Here is a 17,091-nt window from a genome sequence, read left to right as displayed (position 1 = left end):
ATATGTGCGTCAAACGCCCCACAGGAGACACCATGCTGCAAGCCGTGAACCCCGTCATCCCCGGTATCGCCGCGATCGCGCCCGAGCTGGTCGAGGTGCGCCGCCGCATCCACGCTCACCCCGAACTCGCATTCGAGGAAACGCTCACGAGCGATCTCGTCGCCGAGCTGCTTGCCGGCTGGGGTTACGACGTGCATCGCGGCATCGGCAAGACGGGCGTGGTCGGCGTGCTGCGCGAAGGGCAAGGCACGCGCACGGTCGGGCTGCGTGCCGACATGGACGCACTGCCGCTCGCGGAAGCCACCGGCCTGCCGTACGCGAGCCGCCATGCGAACAAGATGCATGCGTGCGGCCACGACGGCCACACCGCGATGCTGCTGTGCGCGGCGCGCCACCTCGCGGCCACGCGCCAGTTCTCCGGCACGCTGAACCTGATCTTCCAGCCGGCCGAGGAAAACTTCGGCGGCGCGAAGGCGATGATGGACGACGGCCTGTTCGAGCGCTTCCCGTGCGACGCGATCTTCGCGATCCACAACATGCCGGGCCGCGCAGCCGGCGACATGGCCTTCCGCACCGGCGCCGCGATGGCATCGGCCGACCGCGTGACGATCACGCTGCGCGGTGTCGGCGGCCACGGCGCGATGCCGCATTTCGCGCGCGATCCGATGTCGGCCGCGGGCAGCATCATGGTCGCGCTGCAGACGATCGTCGCGCGCGAGGTCGATGCGCAGCATGCGGCCGTGATCACCGTCGGCAGCGTGCAGGCCGGCGAGACCTTCAACATCATTCCCGAAACCGTCGTGATGAAGCTGTCGGTGCGCGCGCTGAACGCCGACGTGCGCGCGCTGCTCGCGCGCCGCATCGAAGCGCTCGTGAAAGGCCAGGCGGAAAGCTTCGGCGTCACGGCGGAAGTCGACTACGACTACGGCTACCCGGTGCTCGTCAATCACGCGGAGCCGACTGCATTCGCGGCCGACATCGCGCGCCAGATGCTCGGCGCCGAGCGTGTCGAAACCGACACCGCGCCGCTGATGGGCAGCGAGGATTTCGCGTTCATGCTCGAAGCGCGCCCCGGCTGCTACGCATTCATCGGCAACGGGATCGGCAGCAAGGGCGGCTGCATGGTGCACAACCCCGGCTACGACTTCAACGACGACATCCTCGCGATCGGCGCGAGCTACTGGGTTCGCATCGCCGAAGCCTGGCTCGCGGCCTGACGGCCCTTCATCACGCGCGCTCGCGTTCATCGGGGAATTGCATGAAAACGTCCGCCCTTTCGCTCGCCGGCACGCCGGTCGATGCTCGCGCCGCCGCGAAGAAACGCCGGCTGATCGCGGCCGCCGCCGTCGGCAACGCGCTCGAGTTCTACGATTTCACGGTCTACAGCTTCTTCGCGATCCTGATCGGCAAGCTGTTCTTTCCCGTGCATTCGTCGTTCGGGCAACTGATGCTCGCGGTCGCGAGCTTCGGTGTCGGCTTCGTCACGCGCCCGCTCGGCGGCCTCGTGATCGGCATGTACGCCGACCGTGCCGGCCGCAAGAAGGCGATGATCCTCACGCTGCTACTGATGGCGCTCGGCACCGCGACGATCGCCGTCGCGCCGACCTTCGCGCAGATCGGCCTCGCCGCCCCGCTGCTGCTCGTGCTCGCGCGCCTGCTGCAAGGGTTCGCGTCGGGCGGCGAAGTCGGCGCATCGACCACGCTGCTGCTCGAACAGGCGCCGCAGCATCGTCGCGGCTTCTACGCATCGTTCCAGTTCTCGAGCCAGGGGCTTGCGGCGCTCGCCGGTGCGCTGACCGGCGTCGCGCTGACGTCGACGCTCACTGCCGCGCAGCTCGAAAGCTGGGGCTGGCGCGTGCCGTTCATCATCGGCACGCTGTTCGTGCCGCTCGGCTACTGGCTGCGCCGCACCGTCGAGGAAGTGCCGGCAGCGGCGAGCGCGCAGAAGGAAAAGGTCGCATCGCTGCCGCTCGCCGACGTGCTGCGCCATCACGGCAAGGCCGTGTTCGCGGGCCTCGGCGTGACGATCGGCGGCACGTCGATCCACTACATCATCGTGTTCTACATGGCGATCTACGGCGTGCAGGTGTTGCACCTGCCGACCTGGCTGTCGATGACGGCCGGCTGCGTCGCGGGCGCGATCCTGATGCTCGTGACGCCGATCGGCGGCCACCTGTCCGACGTGTACGGGCGCAACCGGATCGTCTGGTGGACGCGCATCGCGCTGATGGCCGCGATCTACCCGGCGTTCATCGCGCTGAACCGCTGGCCGGGCGCCGCATCCCTGCTGTCGATCATCGCCGCGCTGTCGATCGTGCATGCGATCAACATCGGCGCGACGGGCGCGATGCTTGGCGAACTGTTCCCGCGTGCAGTGCGTGCGACGGGCGGCGCACTCGTGTACAGCGTGGGCGTCGCGATCTTCGGCGGCTTCGCGCAGTTTTTCGTCACGTGGCTGATCGCGGCTACCGGCAATCCGAATGCGCCTGCGTGGTATGCGATCGGCTGCGGGGTGCTGACGCTGCTCGCGATTCGCTGCATGGACGAAAAAGCCGGGAAGGCACTCGACTGATGCGCGGCACATGAAAAAGGGCTTCTGCATCCACTGCCGAAGCCCTTTTGCGTATCGCGCTCCCGCGCGCCGCTCAGAACGTATGCATCATCCCCACATACGCCCCCGTCTGCGACTCGCCCGTTATCGGGCTCGTCCCCGACGTCGCATCACGCGGTGTCGCGAGCAGCGAGAAGTTCGAATTCCCGCCATTACGCACATACGCAACCGTCCCATACAGGAACGTGCGCTTCGACAGGTTGTACGTGGTGCCGAGCACGTACATCATCGCGTGCCCCGACGGGTCGTGCGATGCGTCGCCGCCGCCGTCGCCCACCTTCACGTAGTAACCGCCGCCCGTCACGGCCCATTGCGGCGTCGCAGCGTAGGTCGCACCGAGCCAGTAGTGATCGGCGCGATCGGCCACCCCGGCCGGGCTGTCCGGCGCCTGGTAGTGCGTATACGCGCCCTGGATCTTGAACTTCTGCACCTTCACGTTCGCACCGACGAAATACTCGCGCGACGCGGTGAAGATGTTGCTGAACTTGCCGTTGTTGTCGCGCAGTTCGTCATAGATGCCGCGCACGTCGAGCAACGGCGAGTGGTACGAGATCATGATCCCGTCCGAGCGGCCGAAATCGTCGGCCGCACCGTAGTTGAAGCCGCGCGACTGGTTGCCGAACGCGTATTGCGCCTGCACGTCGAAGCCGCCGATCACCGGGCTGTGATATTCGATGTTGTTGCTGCTCTGCTGCCAGTTGCGGCCGCGCACGAGCGATGCCGACGAAAACGCCTGCTGCACGAACGGATCGAATTCCCACACGCCGTCGCTGTCGATGAACAGGTTGCGGCCGGCCTGAAGCTGGCCCCACGTGTCGCTCTTCAGCCCGACATACGCGCGCCGAGACCACATGCGCCCGCCGCCCGTCGTGCCGTTCATCACCTGGAATGCGGTCTCCAGGTTGAAGACCGTCGACAGCCCGCCGCCGAGATCCTCGAAGCCCTTCAGGCCGAACATGCTGGTGCCCCAGTCGCCGCCTTCCGCGCTCCAGCGCGACTTGCTGCCGTTCGGCGTCGCGATGTGGTTCAGGTATTCGATGCCGCCGTCGATCCGGCCGTACAGCATCACGCTCGTCTGCGCGCTCGCGGCGGCGGGCACGGCCGCCGCCATCAGCAATGCGATTGGTTTGAATTGCAAGGTATTGCCCCCTCGGAGTCTCGACCTTCCCGCGCGCGCCCCATGCGCGCGCCCGGTCAGCCGCGATCGATCGAAAAACGCCCGGGGCCGGCCGCGCAGAGCGCGAGCAAACCGCCGGTGATCGCGATGTTCTTGTAGAAATGAATCATGTTGTTGATCTGCTCGCCGCCCGTCATCGTCCAGTAGTGATGGCCGATGATGCCGGTGCCGATCGTGTAGAGCGCCAGCAGCAACGCGAGCGCACGCGTCTGGAAGCCGACCAGGATCGCGATCCCGACGAACAGCTCCATCACGACGGAGATCGCGGCGGAGATGATCGGCGCCGGGGCGCCCACCTTGCCCATGTACGCGATCGTGCCGGAAAAATGCACGAGCTTCGGCCAGCCGAACATCACGAACAGGATCACGAGCAGGATCCGGGCAAGCAGCAGCAGCACATCGCGCTGGGACGCGAGAAACGGTTGATTCGGTGTCATGGTGTCGATCAACGAAAGCGATGCGCGGCGCGCGCATCGGCGTGTCAATGAACCAGGACGGGCGGCCGCCTGCGCCGCCCGTCCCGCTCTGCAACCACCTTGCATCGGGCCGCCGCCCGATGCGCTGCGCGCCCTCCTCTCGAGATAGTGCTGGTGCGGCCGTCGCGCGCCGCATCAGCGCAGCTTCGCGACGTCCTGCTCGGTCACCTTCGCGGCCGGATTGCCGAACTGCCCGGTCACGTAGTTCGTCAGCGCGGCGATCTGCGCATCCGACAACTCGTGGCGGAACGCGGGCATCCCGACGTCCTCGCTGCCGGCCTTGCGCTGCACGCCGTTCAGGATCACCTGCACGAGGTTCACCGGATTCGGTGCGCCGACCGTCGAGTTGTGGAACAGCGGCGGGTAATAACCGTCCGGCGTGCCCTTGCCCTGCATCTGGTGGCAGGTCGCGCAGTTGCCGAGATACAGCCGTGCCGGATCGATGCCCGACGACGCGAGCGCTGCGCCGCGCAGCGTCAGGCCGTCCTCGGCCGGCTTGCCCCACGACGAACGCGACTGCTTCGCATCGCCGCTGGCGACTGCCGGCACCGTGCGAATGTACGTCGAGATCGCGCCGATGTCGGCTTCGGTCATCTTCGAGAAGCTGTGCTCGATCGCCTCGGCCATCGGCCCGGCCGCCTGCGCGAGGCCCGGCACGGTGCCGGTGCGCAGGTACTGGACGAGCTGCTGCTGCGTCCAGCCGCCGATCCCCGCGTTCGGGTCGGACGTGATGTTGTAGCCGTCCCAGCCCGCGAGCACCGAACCCGACAGGAAGCTGCCGCCGGTTTCGTCGAGCGATTTCTCCTGCATCGCGATGCCGCGCGGCGTGTGGCACGTGCTGCAGTGAGCAAGCCCCTGCACGAGATACGCGCCGCGGTTCCACTCGGCGCTCTGCGCCGGCTTCGGCTCGTACGCGCCGTCCTTCAGGAACAGCCAGTTCCAGATCTTCAGCGGCCAGCGCATGCTCAGCAGCGCGGGGATCTCGTTCTTCGGCGGCGCCTGCTTGACCGGTTCGACGCCGTGCATGAAGTACGCGTACAGCGCCTGCACGTCGTCGTCGTTGATCTTCGCGTACGACACGTACGGCATCGCCGGATACAGGTTGTCGCCGTTCTTCGACACCCCGTGGCGCACCGCGCGCTCGAAGTCCTCGGCCGTCCAGTTGCCGATGCCCGTCTCGGGATCGGGCGTGATGTTGCTCGTATAGATCTTGCCGAGCATCGGGATCGGCATGCCGAGACCGCCCGCGAACGGCTTGCCGCCCTTCGCGGTGTGGCACGCCATGCAGTCGCCGGCGACCGCGAGGTATTCGCCGCGCTTGACCAGCGCCGGATCGGCCGCATCGGCCGCGCGTGCGAGGCCCGGCAGCGCGAGGCAGCCGGCGAGGAGGAAGGTGAGAGTAGATTTCCGCACGGTCAGACTTCCTTCTTCAGCGTGTCCGACATCCGCAGCGCGAGCGCCGCGATCGTCAGCGTCACGTTCACCGTACCGACGGTCGGCATCGTCGAGCTGCTCGAGATGAACAGGTTCGGATGGTCGAACGTGCGGCAGTCCTTGTCGACGACCGAGTCGCGTGCATCCGCGCCCATGATCGTCGCACCCGTGATGTGGTTGTTCGGCGCGAATTCGTCGTTGAAGACGACTTCGGTACCGCCCAGCACCTTCGCGGCCGTCGCGTAGACCTCGCGCGTGTGCACGGCGCCGCGCTTCACGTAGTCGTCGATCGCATAGGTGATCTCCGGGCGCGGGATGCCGATCGCGTCGGTGGCCGTCTTGCTCGGCACGATGCGGTTCTCGGGCTGCGGCAGAATTTCGTGGAAGCAGTCGAACTGCACGTAGCGCGCGGAACGGTCGCGGATCTGCGCGTCGAGCTCCTCGGGCTTCATCAGCTTGCCGGCCTTGAAGATCTTCTGCGTCTCCTGGTTGATGCGCGACATGTTCGACAGGTGGATCTTCTTCGCGGCTTCGGTCGCGCGGAACGGGCCGTCGCGGAAGCCGATCAGCGACGTCATCTCCTGCGGGCCGCGGCCCGGCCACAGCTTCTCGTTCGCGTAGAACGACACGCCGGTGCCAGGGTGATCCATCAGGTTGCGGCCGACCATGTCGGAGCTGTTGGCAACGCCGTTCGGGAAATCGCGGTTCGCGGACATCAGCAGGATCTTCGGCGTCTCGATACCGTTCGCGGCAATCACGAAGTACTTGCCTTCGACGCGATGGTCGGCACCCGTCTTGTCCTTGTAGACCGCGGCGGTGATGCGCTTGTCCGGCCCGGTCTCGAGCTTGTAGACGACCGCGCTGTCGATCAGCTTCGCGCCGGCCTGCTCGGCCTTCTCGACGTGCACGATGCCGTTGTACATCGCGCCGATCGGGCAGATCGGCATGCAGTTGTTGTTTCCGCAACAAGTGGGCCGGCCGTCGTACGGGCGGCTGTTGCGCGCGACCGGCTCGGTCACCACGTGGAACTTCGGGTCGTAGCCGTTGAGCGCGCTCTTGATCGTCTGCTCGTTGAACGACAACGGCAGCGGCGGCATCGGGTACGGCTCCTTGCGCGGCGAGTACAGGTCTTCCTCGGGGCCCGGGCCCCACACGCCGAGCTCTTCCTCGGCGCGCTGGTAGTAATGCTCGATGTCGTCGTACTGGATCGGCCAGTCGCGGCCGACACCGTACACGGTCTTCATCTTGAAGTCGTTCGGGATGAAGCGCCACGCCGACGCGGCCCAGTGCCACGTCGTGCCGCCCACCGCGCGGATGTACTGCGAGTTGAACTTGTGCTCGCCCTTGAGGATCAGGTAGTCGTTCGGCGGGCCGTATTCCGGGTGCGGCGCCCACGCGCTCGACGGGTACGGCGCCATGAAGTCGGTCTTGTCGACCTGGTTGCGGAAGCGCTCGACGATTTCCCAGCGCGGCATGCGCGGGCCTGCCTCGAGCAGGATCACGGACTTGCCCGCCATCGCGAGCTGGTGTGCGACGATCGCGCCTGCGACACCCGAGCCGACGACGACGACGTCGGCCTTTTGCGTATCGGTATCGGCCATCAGGCTTGCCTCTCGATCGGTTTGTCGGCCCAGAAGCCGGGTTTGTTGGGGCAATACGACGGGATCACGAGCGTATCGGACACGACGCTGAACATTAATGCTTCTTCGTAGGTAATCACGACGTTGTCGACGACGCCGAGATACCACGCCTCGAGAATCGCGAGCGCGAGCTTCTCCTGATCGGGGCTCAGCGTGCCCGCGGACAGCGCGCCGGCGAGTTGCGGCAGGCTGTCGGCCGTCTTGAACGAACCCTTCTGCAAGGCCTGCAGGAAGCGCTGGCCGAGCACGCGATTCAGGCGCGGCTTGCCGGTCAGCGATTCGGAGAGCGTCATGAACGTATCGAGCGGCGCGGCGGCCGGGTTGTCGGCCAGCGCCTTCAGCGCGAGCGAGCCCGTGAGGCCCGCCGCCGTCAGCGCCAGTGCGCCCTGCAGCCATTGACGCCGCGTAAAGCCGGCGGCGGCGTCGCCCGTGCGACGCGAGTGGGGAGTGTTGTCGTTGTGCATGTTTCCTTTTCTCTGGAACACCGGATTCGGGAAAACCACGCTTGATATTTCTCAAACATTGGCGCGGACCTGAAATGTACGCGCACAAATCGGATCGAACAATCTTTTTATAGTCCATTAAATGTTCCGCAATCCGAGACAATCGACATTTCGCCGGATTTTTGTGTCCCCTGCGCGACAAATCCGCGATGCCCTCTCCCCGTGTCGCGCGACGATGGGCTGCCATGCCGGTCGGTTAGAATCGCGTGCAATCAAACAGAAAGCTTCCCTCCGAGGGCAATCGAGCGATGAAGCAGCACGACGACAACAAGCACGAACCAACCTTTCAAACCATCACGCGATGGCTCTGGCGCACCGGCGCCGTCGCGGCGCTCGGCGGCGCCACGGCACTGTCGCTGCATGCGGGCGCGGCCCGCACGGTGAGCGTCTCGCCGCAAGGCACCGTCACCGAAGTCCGGCAAAGCGTCGTCAAGTTCGACGAACCGATGGTCGCGTTCGGCTCGGCGTCCGCGCCGAATCCCGCGCGCGTCACCTGCAACGACTCCGCGGCCGCGCGCGGCCAGGGGCACTGGCTCGACGACAAGACCTGGGTTTACGATTTCGAAAACGACCTGCCGCCCGGCGTGCGCTGCTCGGTCGCGCTCAACGACACGTTGCGCTCGGTCGCGGGCAACGCGGCCAGCGGCCCGCGCCGCTTCACGTTCCAGACGGGCGGCCCGTTCCCGGTGAACGTCCGCCCCGGCTCGCGCGAGATCGAGGAGCACCAGGTATTCGTGCTGAAGCTGAACGGCCCGGCCGAACCGCGCTCGGCGCTCGCGAACATCTGGTGCGAAGCGGCCGGCATCGGCAACCGCATTCCCGTCACGGCCGCCGACGACGATGCGCGCAACGCGCTGCTCGATCACTTCGGGCTGAAGAAGGATGCCGCCCGCGTGCTGACGCTGTCGTGCGCGCAGGCGCTGCCCGCGAGCGCAAAGATGCAGCTCGTATACGGCAAGGGCGTCGCGAGCCCGAGCGGGATCCCGAACGAAACGGAACGGCGCTTCGATTTCACCGTGCGCGCACCGTTCGCCGCGAGCTTCTCGTGCGAACGCGAGAACGCGAAGGCGCCCTGCACGCCGCTGCGCCCGCTCACGCTGTCGTTCAACGCGCCGATCTCGCGCAAGAACGCCGAGGCGATCAAGCTGCGCGGCCCGGACGGTTCGCTGTCGCCGACCTTCGCGGCCGACGACAAGAGCGAGGAAGTCACCACCGTCACGTTCAACCCGCCGCTGCCCGAGCAGGCCGGCCTGACGGTCGAATTGCCGTCGGGCCTGCGCGACGTGACCGACCGACCGCTGTCGAACGCCGACCTGTTCCCGCTCGCGACGCGCACCGCGCCGATGCCGCCGCTCGCGAAGTTCTCGTCGGGCACGTTCGGGATCGTCGAGCGCTTCGCCGAACCCGATACGCCCGCGCTCGTGCCCGTCACGCTGCGCAACGTCGAGGCCGACCTGCATGTCGACGGCCTCAACACCCAGGGCGCGCAGTTCTCGAACCTGAAGGTCGACGACGACACCGCGATTCGTCAGTGGATGCGCACCGTCGACCGCTTCGACAACTGGTCGATGACGGCCGGCTCGATCGACGGCCAGATTCCCGGCCTGCTCGAACGCAAGGGCCAGCACCCCGTCTACGTGCCGCGCGAGGCCGGCGAGAAGGCGCCCGCACCGAAGGATCGCCGCATCGACGTGCGCTCGCTGACCCTGCTCAAGGGCCAGCCCGGCGTGCAGGCGCTGACGCTGCCGAAGGCGGACCCGAAGGCGCTGCGCCCGTTCGAAGTCGTCGGCGTGCCGATCGACAAGCCCGGCTTCTACGTGCTCGAACTCGCGTCGCCCGCGCTCGGCCGCTCGCTGCTCGCGAAGCCGTCGAGCATGTACGTGCGCACCACGGTGCTCGTCACCAACCTCGGCGTGCACCTGAAACAGGGCCGCGAAAACAACCTCGTGTGGGTCACGACGCTCGACAAGGGCAAGCCCGTGCCGAACGCGCAGATCCGCGTGTCGGACTGCAACGGCGACGAGATCGCGTCCGGCAAGACCGATGCGCAGGGGCTGCTGAAGATCGACGGCGCGTTCGAATCGAAGCGCGCATGCAGCTCGTCCGACTCGGAGCAACGCTTCGACGACTACTTCGTGTCGGCCCGCGTGAACGATCCGAAGACGGGCCCCGACATGGCGTTCGTCAGCTCGGGCTGGAACCGCGGGATCGAATCGTGGCGCTTCAACGTGCCGACCGACACCGACAGCGCGCGGACCGTGCGCGCGCATACGGTGTTCGACCGCACGCTGCTGCGCGCGGGCGAAACCGTGTCGATGAAGCACTTCATCCGGTCCGAGACGCTGCAGAGCCTCGCGTTCCCGTCGCAATACCCGACGCGCGTGACGATCCGCCATCTCGGCACGGGCCAGACCTACAAGCTGCCGCTCACGTGGGCGGCCGACCACAGCGCGGACTCGCAGTTCACGCTGCCGGCCGCCGCGAAGCTCGGCGAATACAGCGTCGAGCTCGAAGGCGGCCCGGAAGACTCGCCCACGTCCACCTACTACAGCGGCAGCTTCCGCGTCGAGGCGTTCCGCCTGCCGGTGCTGAAGGGATCGATCGGCGCGCGCGACGCGCAGAAGAGCCCGCTCGTCGCCGTGAAGGAAGCGCCGCTCGCGGTGCAGATCGACTACGTGTCGGGCGGCGGCGCATCGAACCTGCCCGTGCAGGTGTCGGCGCTGATGAAGTGGGCATCGCCGCCGTTCGCGGATCGCTTCGAGGATTTCAGCTTCACGCCGTATCGCCCCGACACGAGCGACGGCAATGCCGACGACGATTCGCAGGACGGCGACAACGCGTCGTCGTCGAACAACGATCCCGACGCGACGAAGCTGATCGCCGACAAGCTGCCGCTCACGCTCGACCGCAACGGTGCGGGTTCGGTCACGCTGAAGGGCCTGCCCGACGTCGACGCACCGAAGCGCATCGCGCTCGAAGCGACGTTCGCCGACCCGAACGGCGAAGTGCAGACGATTCGCGGCGACACGATCCTGTGGCCGGCCGCCGTGGTGGCCGGCATCAAGGCGGGCCGCTGGGTTTCGGTCGGCCAGCGCGTGCCCGTGCAGGCGCTGGCGGTCGACCTGCAAGGCAAGCCGCGCGCGTCCGTGCCGATCGAGATCAAGGGCGTCGCGCGCATCACGACGTCGTCGCGCAAGCGAATGGTCGGCGGCTTCTACGCGTACGACAACAAGAGCGACACGCGCGACCTCGGCGTGCTGTGCTCGGGCAAGACCGACGACAAGGGCCGCATGGCCTGCGACGCGACGCTCGAGCAGGCCGGCAACGTGCAGCTGATCGCGGTGGCCAAGGACGGCGACGGCCGCACGTCGAACGCGTCGACCTCGGTGTGGGTCACGCGCGAAGACGAACTCTGGTTCGGCGGCGACAACACCGACCGGATCGACGTGATTCCCGAGAAAACCTCGTACGAACCGGGCGAAACCGCCCGCTTCCAGGTACGCATGCCGTTCCGCTACGCAACGGCACTTGTCGCCGTCGAGCGCGGCGGCGTGATGGAAACGCACATCGTCGAACTGAACGGCAAGAACCCGACGGTCGACCTGAAGGTCGGCGACACGTGGGGGCCGAACGTCTATGTATCGGTGCTCGCGCTGCGCGGCCGGATTCGCGAAGTGCCGTGGTACTCGTTCTTCACGTGGGGCTGGAAGGCACCGGTCGAATGGGCACGCGCATTCTGGCGCGAGGGCCGTCACTATGAAGCGCCGACCGCGTTCGTCGACCTGTCGAAACCCGCGTTCCGCTACGGCCTCGGCGAGATCAAGGTCGGCACCGGCGTGCACCGTCTCGGTGTGACCGTGACGACCGACGCGACGCGCTACACCGTGCGCAGCAAGGCGCAGGCGCACGTGAAGGTCACGCTGCCGAACGGCCAGCCCGCGCCGGCCGGCACGCAGATCGCGGTCGCGGCCGTCGACGAGGCGCTGCTCGAACTGATGCCGAACAACAGCTGGGACCTGCTCGACGCGATGCTGCGGCGACGCGCGTACGGCGTCGAGACGGCCACCGCGCAGATGGAAATCGTCGGCCGCCGCCACTTCGGCCGCAAGGCCGTGCCGGCCGGCGGCGGCGGCGGCAGCGCGCCGACCCGCGAGCTGTTCGACACGCTGCTGCTGTGGAATCCGCGCGTGACGCTGGACGCCAGCGGCAGCGCGACCGTCGAGGTGCCGCTGAACGACGCGCTCACGCGCTTCCGGATCGTCGCGATCGCGGCGGTCGGCCCCGACCGCTTCGGCACCGGCAGCACGTCGATCCGCAGTACGCAGGATCTGCAGCTGATCTCCGGCCTGCCGCCGCTCGTACGCGAAGGCGACGCATTCCGCGCACAGGTCACGCTGCGCAACACGACCGACCGCGCGATGCAGGTCGTCGTGACGCCGCGCGTGACGGGCCTCGATGTCGCACCGCAGACCGTGTCGCTCGCGGCCGATACGGCAACCGAAGTCGCATGGACGGTCACCGTGCCCGAGCAGGCGCTCGACGCGGCCGGGGCGCTGAACTGGCGCATCGAAGCGGCCGAGCAAGGCGGCAAGCGCGCGTCCGACGCGCTGGCGGTCGCGCAGAAGGTCGTGCCCGCGCTGCCGGTCACGGTACAGCAGGCGACGCTCGCGCAGGTCGACGGCACGCTGACGGTGCCGGTGGCCTCCCCGGCCGGCGCCGCGAACAACGCGCAAGGCTTGCCGCGCGGCGGCATCGCCGTGTCGCTGCAGTCGAAGCTCGCCGACGGGCTGCCCGGCGTGAAGCGCTGGTTCGAGCGCTATCCGTACCGCTGCCTCGAACAGCAGACGTCGCGCGCGATCGGCCTGCGCGATCCCGCCCAATGGCAGGCGCTGATCGCCCGCATGCCCGTCTATCTCGACAGCGACGGGCTCGCGAGCTACTTCCCGCCGTCGTCCGACGATTCGCACGCCGGCAGCGCGACGCTGTCGTCGTACCTGCTCGTGGTGTCCGACGAGGCGAGCCGTCTCGACCCGCGCTTCGCGCTGCCGGAAGACCTTCGCACGCAGCTCGAAGCCGGGCTCGCGCGCTTCGTCGACGGCCGCCTCGAACGCAACACGTGGGCGCCGCGCCAGGATCGCGACCTCCGCAAGCTCGCCGCGATCGAGGCGCTGTCGCGCTACGGCGCCGCGCAGGGCCGCATGCTCGGCTCGATCGAGATCGCGCCGAACCAGTGGCCGACGTCGGCGGTGATCGACTATCACGCGATCCTCACGCGCGTGAAGGACATCCCGCAACGCGACGAGAAACGCGCGCAGGTCGAGCAGATCCTGCGGGCACGCCTCACGTACCAGGGCACGCAGCTCGTGTTCTCGACCGCGCGCGACGACGACCTGTGGTGGCTGATGACCAGCAACGAGACCAACGCGGCCCGCCTCGCGCTGGAATTCGCCGGCGACCCGGCGTGGAAGGACGAGATGCCGCGCGTGACGGCCGGCCTGCTCGCGCTGCAGCGCCAGGGCGCATGGCAGACGACCACGTCGAATGCGCTCGGCCTGCTCGCGGTCGAGCGCTTCTCGCGCACCTACGAGAGCACGCCGGTTGCCGGCGCGACGAAGGTCGCACTCGGCGGCGACGAGCGCTCGATCGCGTGGTCGTCATCGCCGGCAGCGGCGGCAGCTCCGGCTGCATCGGCCGCAGCGGCGTCGGCGACCCCGGCGACGCGCGCCGCCGCGGCCCGCAGCGTGATGCTGCCGTGGCCGCGCGCGGCCCAGCCGGGCACGCTCAGCGTCGTGCAGAACGGCACCGGCCGCCCGTGGGCCACGATCGAAAGCCTCGCGGCCGTGCCGCTGCGTTCGCCGTTCGCGGCCGGCTACCGGATCACGAAGACCGTCACGCCCGTGTCGCCCGCCGTCAAGGGTGTGCTGACGCGCGGCGACGTCGTGCGCGTGCATCTCGACATCGACGCGCAGAGCGACATGACGTGGGTCGTCGTCAACGACCCGGTTCCGGCCGGTTCGACGATCCTCGGTTCGGGCCTCGGCCGCGACTCCGAAGCCGCGACGCAGGGCGAGAAGACGCCGGACGGCGCATGGCCGGCGTTCATCGAGCGCGACTTCGACGGCTACCGTGCGTACTACGACTATCTGCCGAAGGGCAAATTCTCGGTCGAGTACACCGTGCGGCTGAACAACGTCGGCACGTTCGGGCTGCCGCCGACGCGTGTCGAGGCGCTGTACGCGCCGTCCGTATACGGCCTGTGGCCGAACCCGCCGATGACCGTGAAACCGGCCGACGCGGGCAAGCCGTGAACGCGCGATGAAGGGATTCGCTTCACCGCGGCCGTCGCGGATTGCCGGTGCTGCCGGCCGCCTCTTCATCACCGCGCTGCTCGCGGCCCCGCTCGTCGCGCATGCGCTGCCGGGCTACGACGAAGTGCGCCGCAACTGGCGCAGCTCCGACTGGGTGCTGCTCGCGCGCGACGGCACGCCGCTGCAGCGCACGCGGGTCGACCGCACCGAACGGCGCGGCGACTGGGTGTCGCTCGCGGACGTATCGCCCGCGTTTCGCGAGGCGATCGTCGTGTCGGAAGACAAGCGCTTTTACGAACACAGCGGCGTCGACTGGCGCGGCATCGCCGGCGCCGCGTGGGGCAACCTGTGGAACGAACGCACGCGCGGCGCGTCGACCGTCACGATGCAGCTCGCCGGGCTGCTCGGCGATTCGCCGCGCCGGTCGGGCCAGCGCTCGCTGCCGCAGAAGGCCTCGCAGGCAGTCAACGCGCTGCTGCTCGAACGCGGCTGGCGCAAGGACCAGGTGCTCGAGGCATACCTGAACCTCGTGCCGTTCCGCGGCGAGACGATCGGCCTCGCCGCGCTGTCGCAGGTGCTGTTCGGCAAGGCGCCGTCGGGCCTCGACGCACGCGAAGCCGCGATCGCGGCCGCGCTCGTGCGCGCGCCCAACGCCACGCCCGCGAAAGTCGCCGAGCGTGCGTGCCGGATCCTGCGCGACATGCATGCGGAGCAGGCCTGTGCGTCGCTCGACGGCTACGTGCAGCTGGTCACCGCGCGGCCGGCCGGCGCCGCGCGCGACGACGGCGCCGCCCTCGCCCCGCACTTCGCACGGCGCATCGCGGCCGAGGTCCGGCCGGCAGCCGGCGCGCAGGTGCGCACGACGCTCGATGCGCCGCTGCAGCGCTTCGCGCGCGACACGCTGATGCGGGCGCTGACCGAACTCAATGCGCCCGCGCACCGGCGCAACGTGCAGGACGGTGCGGTCGTCGTGATCGACAACGCGACCGGCGAGATTCGTGCATGGGTCGGCTCGTCCGGCGCGCTGTCGAGCGCGCGCGACGTCGATGCCGTGCTCGCGCCGCGCCAGGCCGGCTCGACGCTCAAGCCGTTCCTGTACGCGCAGGCAATCGACGAGAAACGGCTGACGGCCGCGTCGCTGCTCGACGACGCGCCGATCAACCTCGCCGCCGGCGGCGGCCTGTACATCCCGCAGAACTACGACAAGGATTTCAAGGGCTGGGTGAGCGTGCGCAGCGCGCTCGGCGGCTCGTTGAACGTGCCGGCCGTGCGCACGCTCGTGCTCGTCACGCCGCACCGCTTCGCGCGCACGCTGACCGCGCTCGGCCTGCCGCTCGCGCAGGAAGGCGACTACTACGGCTTCAGCCTCGCGCTCGGCAGTGCGGACGTCACGCTGCTGTCGCTGACCAACGCGTACCGCGCGCTCGCAAACGGCGGCGTCGCCCGCCCGGCCGTCGACCTGCCGGCGCCGGCTTCGTCCGCATCGGCTTCGGCGCCGACGCCGGCGCGCGCGTCCGACGGCACGCGCGTGTTCAGCGAGGCGGCGAGCTTCGTCGTGACCGACATCCTGTCCGACAACAACGCACGCGTGCGCACGTTCGGCTTCGACAATCCGCTCGCGACGCGCTTCTTCTCGGCAGTCAAGACCGGCACGAGCAAGGACATGCGCGACAACTGGACCGTCGGTTTCACGTCGCGCTATACGGTCGGCGTGTGGGTCGGCAATGCGGACGGCTCGCCGATGTGGGACGTGTCGGGCGTCACGGGCGCGTCGCCGGTGTGGTCGGCCGTCGTCGGCTACCTGCACCGCGACGTGCCGAGCCGCGCGCCGCGTGCGCCGGCCGGCGTCGAGACGCGCCGCATCACCTTCGAGCGCGATCTCGAGCCGGCGCGCGGCGAATGGTTTCTCGCCGGCACGGCGGTCGACACGATCCGGCTCGCCGCCCCCGTCACGCCGGGCAAGGACGGCGCGCGCGCGCCGCTGACGATCGGCACGCCGACCGACGGCACGATCTTCGCGATCGACCCCGACATTCCGCCGAAGAATCAGCGGATCTGGTTCGAGCGCTCGGCCGGGCGCGCCGCGAAGTTCGCGTGGCGGCTCGACGACAAGGTGATCGGGCATGCCGACCGCATCGCGTGGATGCCGTGGCCGGGCCGGCACCGGCTCGAACTCGTCGATGCGCGCGGCAACGTTGCCGACGCAATCGGCTTCGAGGTGCGCGGCGCGTTCGCGAAGCCGGGGGCGCGGCGACCGTGAGCGGGTGGCACGCGGCAACGCTCACGCCTGCGCTTCCGGGATCACCTGCACGATCAGCGCATACAGGCGCTCGAAATCCTCGTCGAACTTTTCGCCTTCGAACGGATCGCGGTTCGCGCCGAATGCATCGTCGAGCTCGATCCAGTCCTCCACCGTCAGCCATTGCCGTGCCGCGGGCAGGATGACCTCTTCTTCGACGTGCATGTGCTTCAGGTAGAACGCGGCATATTCGTCGACCGCCGTGCGCAATTGCGGATACGCCGATTCGCCGACCTGTTCGCAACGCGTCAGCGCGTGCTCGATGTTCCGCAGCAGCGCGTCGCCTTGCGCGTGCTGCGCCTCGAGCTCGTCGATGACTTCGTCCAGCGCCCGCGTGCGGCGGCGCAGGCGCGCGAACAGATACCGATCCTCGTTGGGGTGATGGATCTGCTCCGGGTACTCGCGGATGTAGTACAGCATGGCCCGGAGCACCATCAGTCCCGGCATCGTCGCGCCGGCGGCGAGCCGCCCGACGAAGTGCTGCATGCCCGCGATGACGGTGGACAGCTGCCGATGCTCCCTGAGAATGACCTGTAAGGCGCTCCTTGGCTGTGGGGCTCGCATTTCACTCACCTCCATTGGGCGTTCGGACCAATCAGATGGTCGCGCCAACCCGGCCGGCGCGCTTGACCTCGATCAACGC

At 68.4% G+C, this 17,091-nt stretch carries 10 protein-coding genes; 4 read left to right on the top strand and 6 right to left on the bottom strand.

Annotation, left to right across the window (positions count from 1 at the left end; genetic code table 11):
• Nucleotides 1-32 precede the first annotated feature (32 nt).
• A complete protein-coding gene (locus tag WT26_RS26700; protein ID WP_069274322.1) occupies nucleotides 33-1,217 on the top strand; it encodes a M20 aminoacylase family protein in 1,185 nt (394 codons plus the stop codon).
• Between the two features lie 41 nt (nucleotides 1,218-1,258).
• On the top strand, nucleotides 1,259-2,572 hold the full coding sequence (locus WT26_RS26695) for an MFS transporter (RefSeq protein WP_069274321.1): 1,314 nt from the start codon (nucleotides 1,259-1,261) through the stop codon (nucleotides 2,570-2,572).
• A gap of 73 nt (nucleotides 2,573-2,645) precedes the next feature.
• Here the strand turns inward: WT26_RS26695 and WT26_RS26690 are convergent, their stop codons facing one another.
• From WT26_RS26690 to WT26_RS26670, 5 genes are all read right to left on the bottom strand, one after another.
• Nucleotides 2,646-3,722 (bottom strand): porin, encoded by a 1,077-nt coding sequence (locus tag WT26_RS26690; protein WP_420480955.1) that lies wholly within the window; start codon nucleotides 3,720-3,722, stop codon nucleotides 2,646-2,648.
• An 83-nt stretch (nucleotides 3,723-3,805) separates the two neighbouring features.
• The gene (locus WT26_RS26685; RefSeq protein ID WP_069275150.1) at nucleotides 3,806-4,225 is read right to left on the bottom strand and encodes a DoxX family protein; all 420 of its coding nucleotides are present in this window, start codon (nucleotides 4,223-4,225) and stop codon (nucleotides 3,806-3,808) included.
• Between the two features lie 174 nt (nucleotides 4,226-4,399).
• Nucleotides 4,400-5,677 carry a cytochrome c gene (locus WT26_RS26680; protein ID WP_059522548.1) on the bottom strand — a complete coding sequence of 426 codons (1,278 nt, stop codon included), beginning with the start codon at nucleotides 5,675-5,677 and terminating at the stop codon, nucleotides 4,400-4,402.
• 2 nt (nucleotides 5,678-5,679) lie between these two features.
• Nucleotides 5,680-7,299 (bottom strand): GMC family oxidoreductase, encoded by a 1,620-nt coding sequence (locus WT26_RS26675; protein WP_021162033.1) that lies wholly within the window; start codon nucleotides 7,297-7,299, stop codon nucleotides 5,680-5,682.
• A complete protein-coding gene (locus tag WT26_RS26670) occupies nucleotides 7,299-7,802 on the bottom strand; it encodes a sugar dehydrogenase complex small subunit (RefSeq protein WP_069274319.1) in 504 nt (167 codons plus the stop codon). Before WT26_RS26670 ends, WT26_RS26675 begins: the two co-directional genes overlap by 1 nt.
• A gap of 287 nt (nucleotides 7,803-8,089) precedes the next feature.
• Between WT26_RS26670 and WT26_RS26665 the strand changes: the two genes are divergently transcribed.
• The gene (locus WT26_RS26665; RefSeq protein WP_069274318.1) at nucleotides 8,090-14,149 is read left to right on the top strand and encodes an alpha-2-macroglobulin family protein; all 6,060 of its coding nucleotides are present in this window, start codon (nucleotides 8,090-8,092) and stop codon (nucleotides 14,147-14,149) included.
• Nucleotides 14,150-14,156: 7 nt separating this feature from the next.
• Nucleotides 14,157-16,409 (top strand): penicillin-binding protein 1C, encoded by a 2,253-nt coding sequence (pbpC, locus tag WT26_RS26660; RefSeq protein WP_069274317.1) that lies wholly within the window; start codon nucleotides 14,157-14,159, stop codon nucleotides 16,407-16,409.
• Between the two features lie 21 nt (nucleotides 16,410-16,430).
• Here the strand turns inward: pbpC and WT26_RS26655 are convergent, their stop codons facing one another.
• Nucleotides 16,431-17,012, bottom strand: a complete 582-nt coding sequence (locus tag WT26_RS26655; protein ID WP_069271856.1) for a hemerythrin domain-containing protein — start codon at nucleotides 17,010-17,012, stop codon at nucleotides 16,431-16,433.
• Between the last annotated feature and the right edge of the window lie 79 nt (nucleotides 17,013-17,091).

It is taken from the genome of Burkholderia cepacia (genome assembly GCF_001718835.1).
Classification (GTDB): Bacteria; Pseudomonadota; Gammaproteobacteria; order Burkholderiales; family Burkholderiaceae; genus Burkholderia; species Burkholderia cepacia_F.
Note: the sequence above shows the minus strand (reverse complement) of the source record. Positions and strands in the feature narration are given on the sequence as shown.

Coding starts and splice junctions, on each gene's coding strand:
- WT26_RS26685 (WP_069275150.1), bottom strand. CDS start 4,225: ATGACACCGAATCAACCGTTTCTCGCGTCCCAGCGCGATGTGCTGCTG.
- WT26_RS26665 (WP_069274318.1), top strand. CDS start 8,090: ATGAAGCAGCACGACGACAACAAGCACGAACCAACCTTTCAAACCATC.
- WT26_RS26700 (WP_069274322.1), top strand. CDS start 33: ATGCTGCAAGCCGTGAACCCCGTCATCCCCGGTATCGCCGCGATCGCG.
- WT26_RS26695 (WP_069274321.1), top strand. CDS start 1,259: ATGAAAACGTCCGCCCTTTCGCTCGCCGGCACGCCGGTCGATGCTCGC.
- pbpC (WP_069274317.1), top strand. CDS start 14,157: ATGAAGGGATTCGCTTCACCGCGGCCGTCGCGGATTGCCGGTGCTGCC.
- WT26_RS26670 (WP_069274319.1), bottom strand. CDS start 7,802: ATGCACAACGACAACACTCCCCACTCGCGTCGCACGGGCGACGCCGCC.
- WT26_RS26675 (WP_021162033.1), bottom strand. CDS start 7,299: ATGGCCGATACCGATACGCAAAAGGCCGACGTCGTCGTCGTCGGCTCG.
- WT26_RS26655 (WP_069271856.1), bottom strand. CDS start 17,012: ATGCGAGCCCCACAGCCAAGGAGCGCCTTACAGGTCATTCTCAGGGAG.
- WT26_RS26690 (WP_420480955.1), bottom strand. CDS start 3,722: ATGGCGGCGGCCGTGCCCGCCGCCGCGAGCGCGCAGACGAGCGTGATG.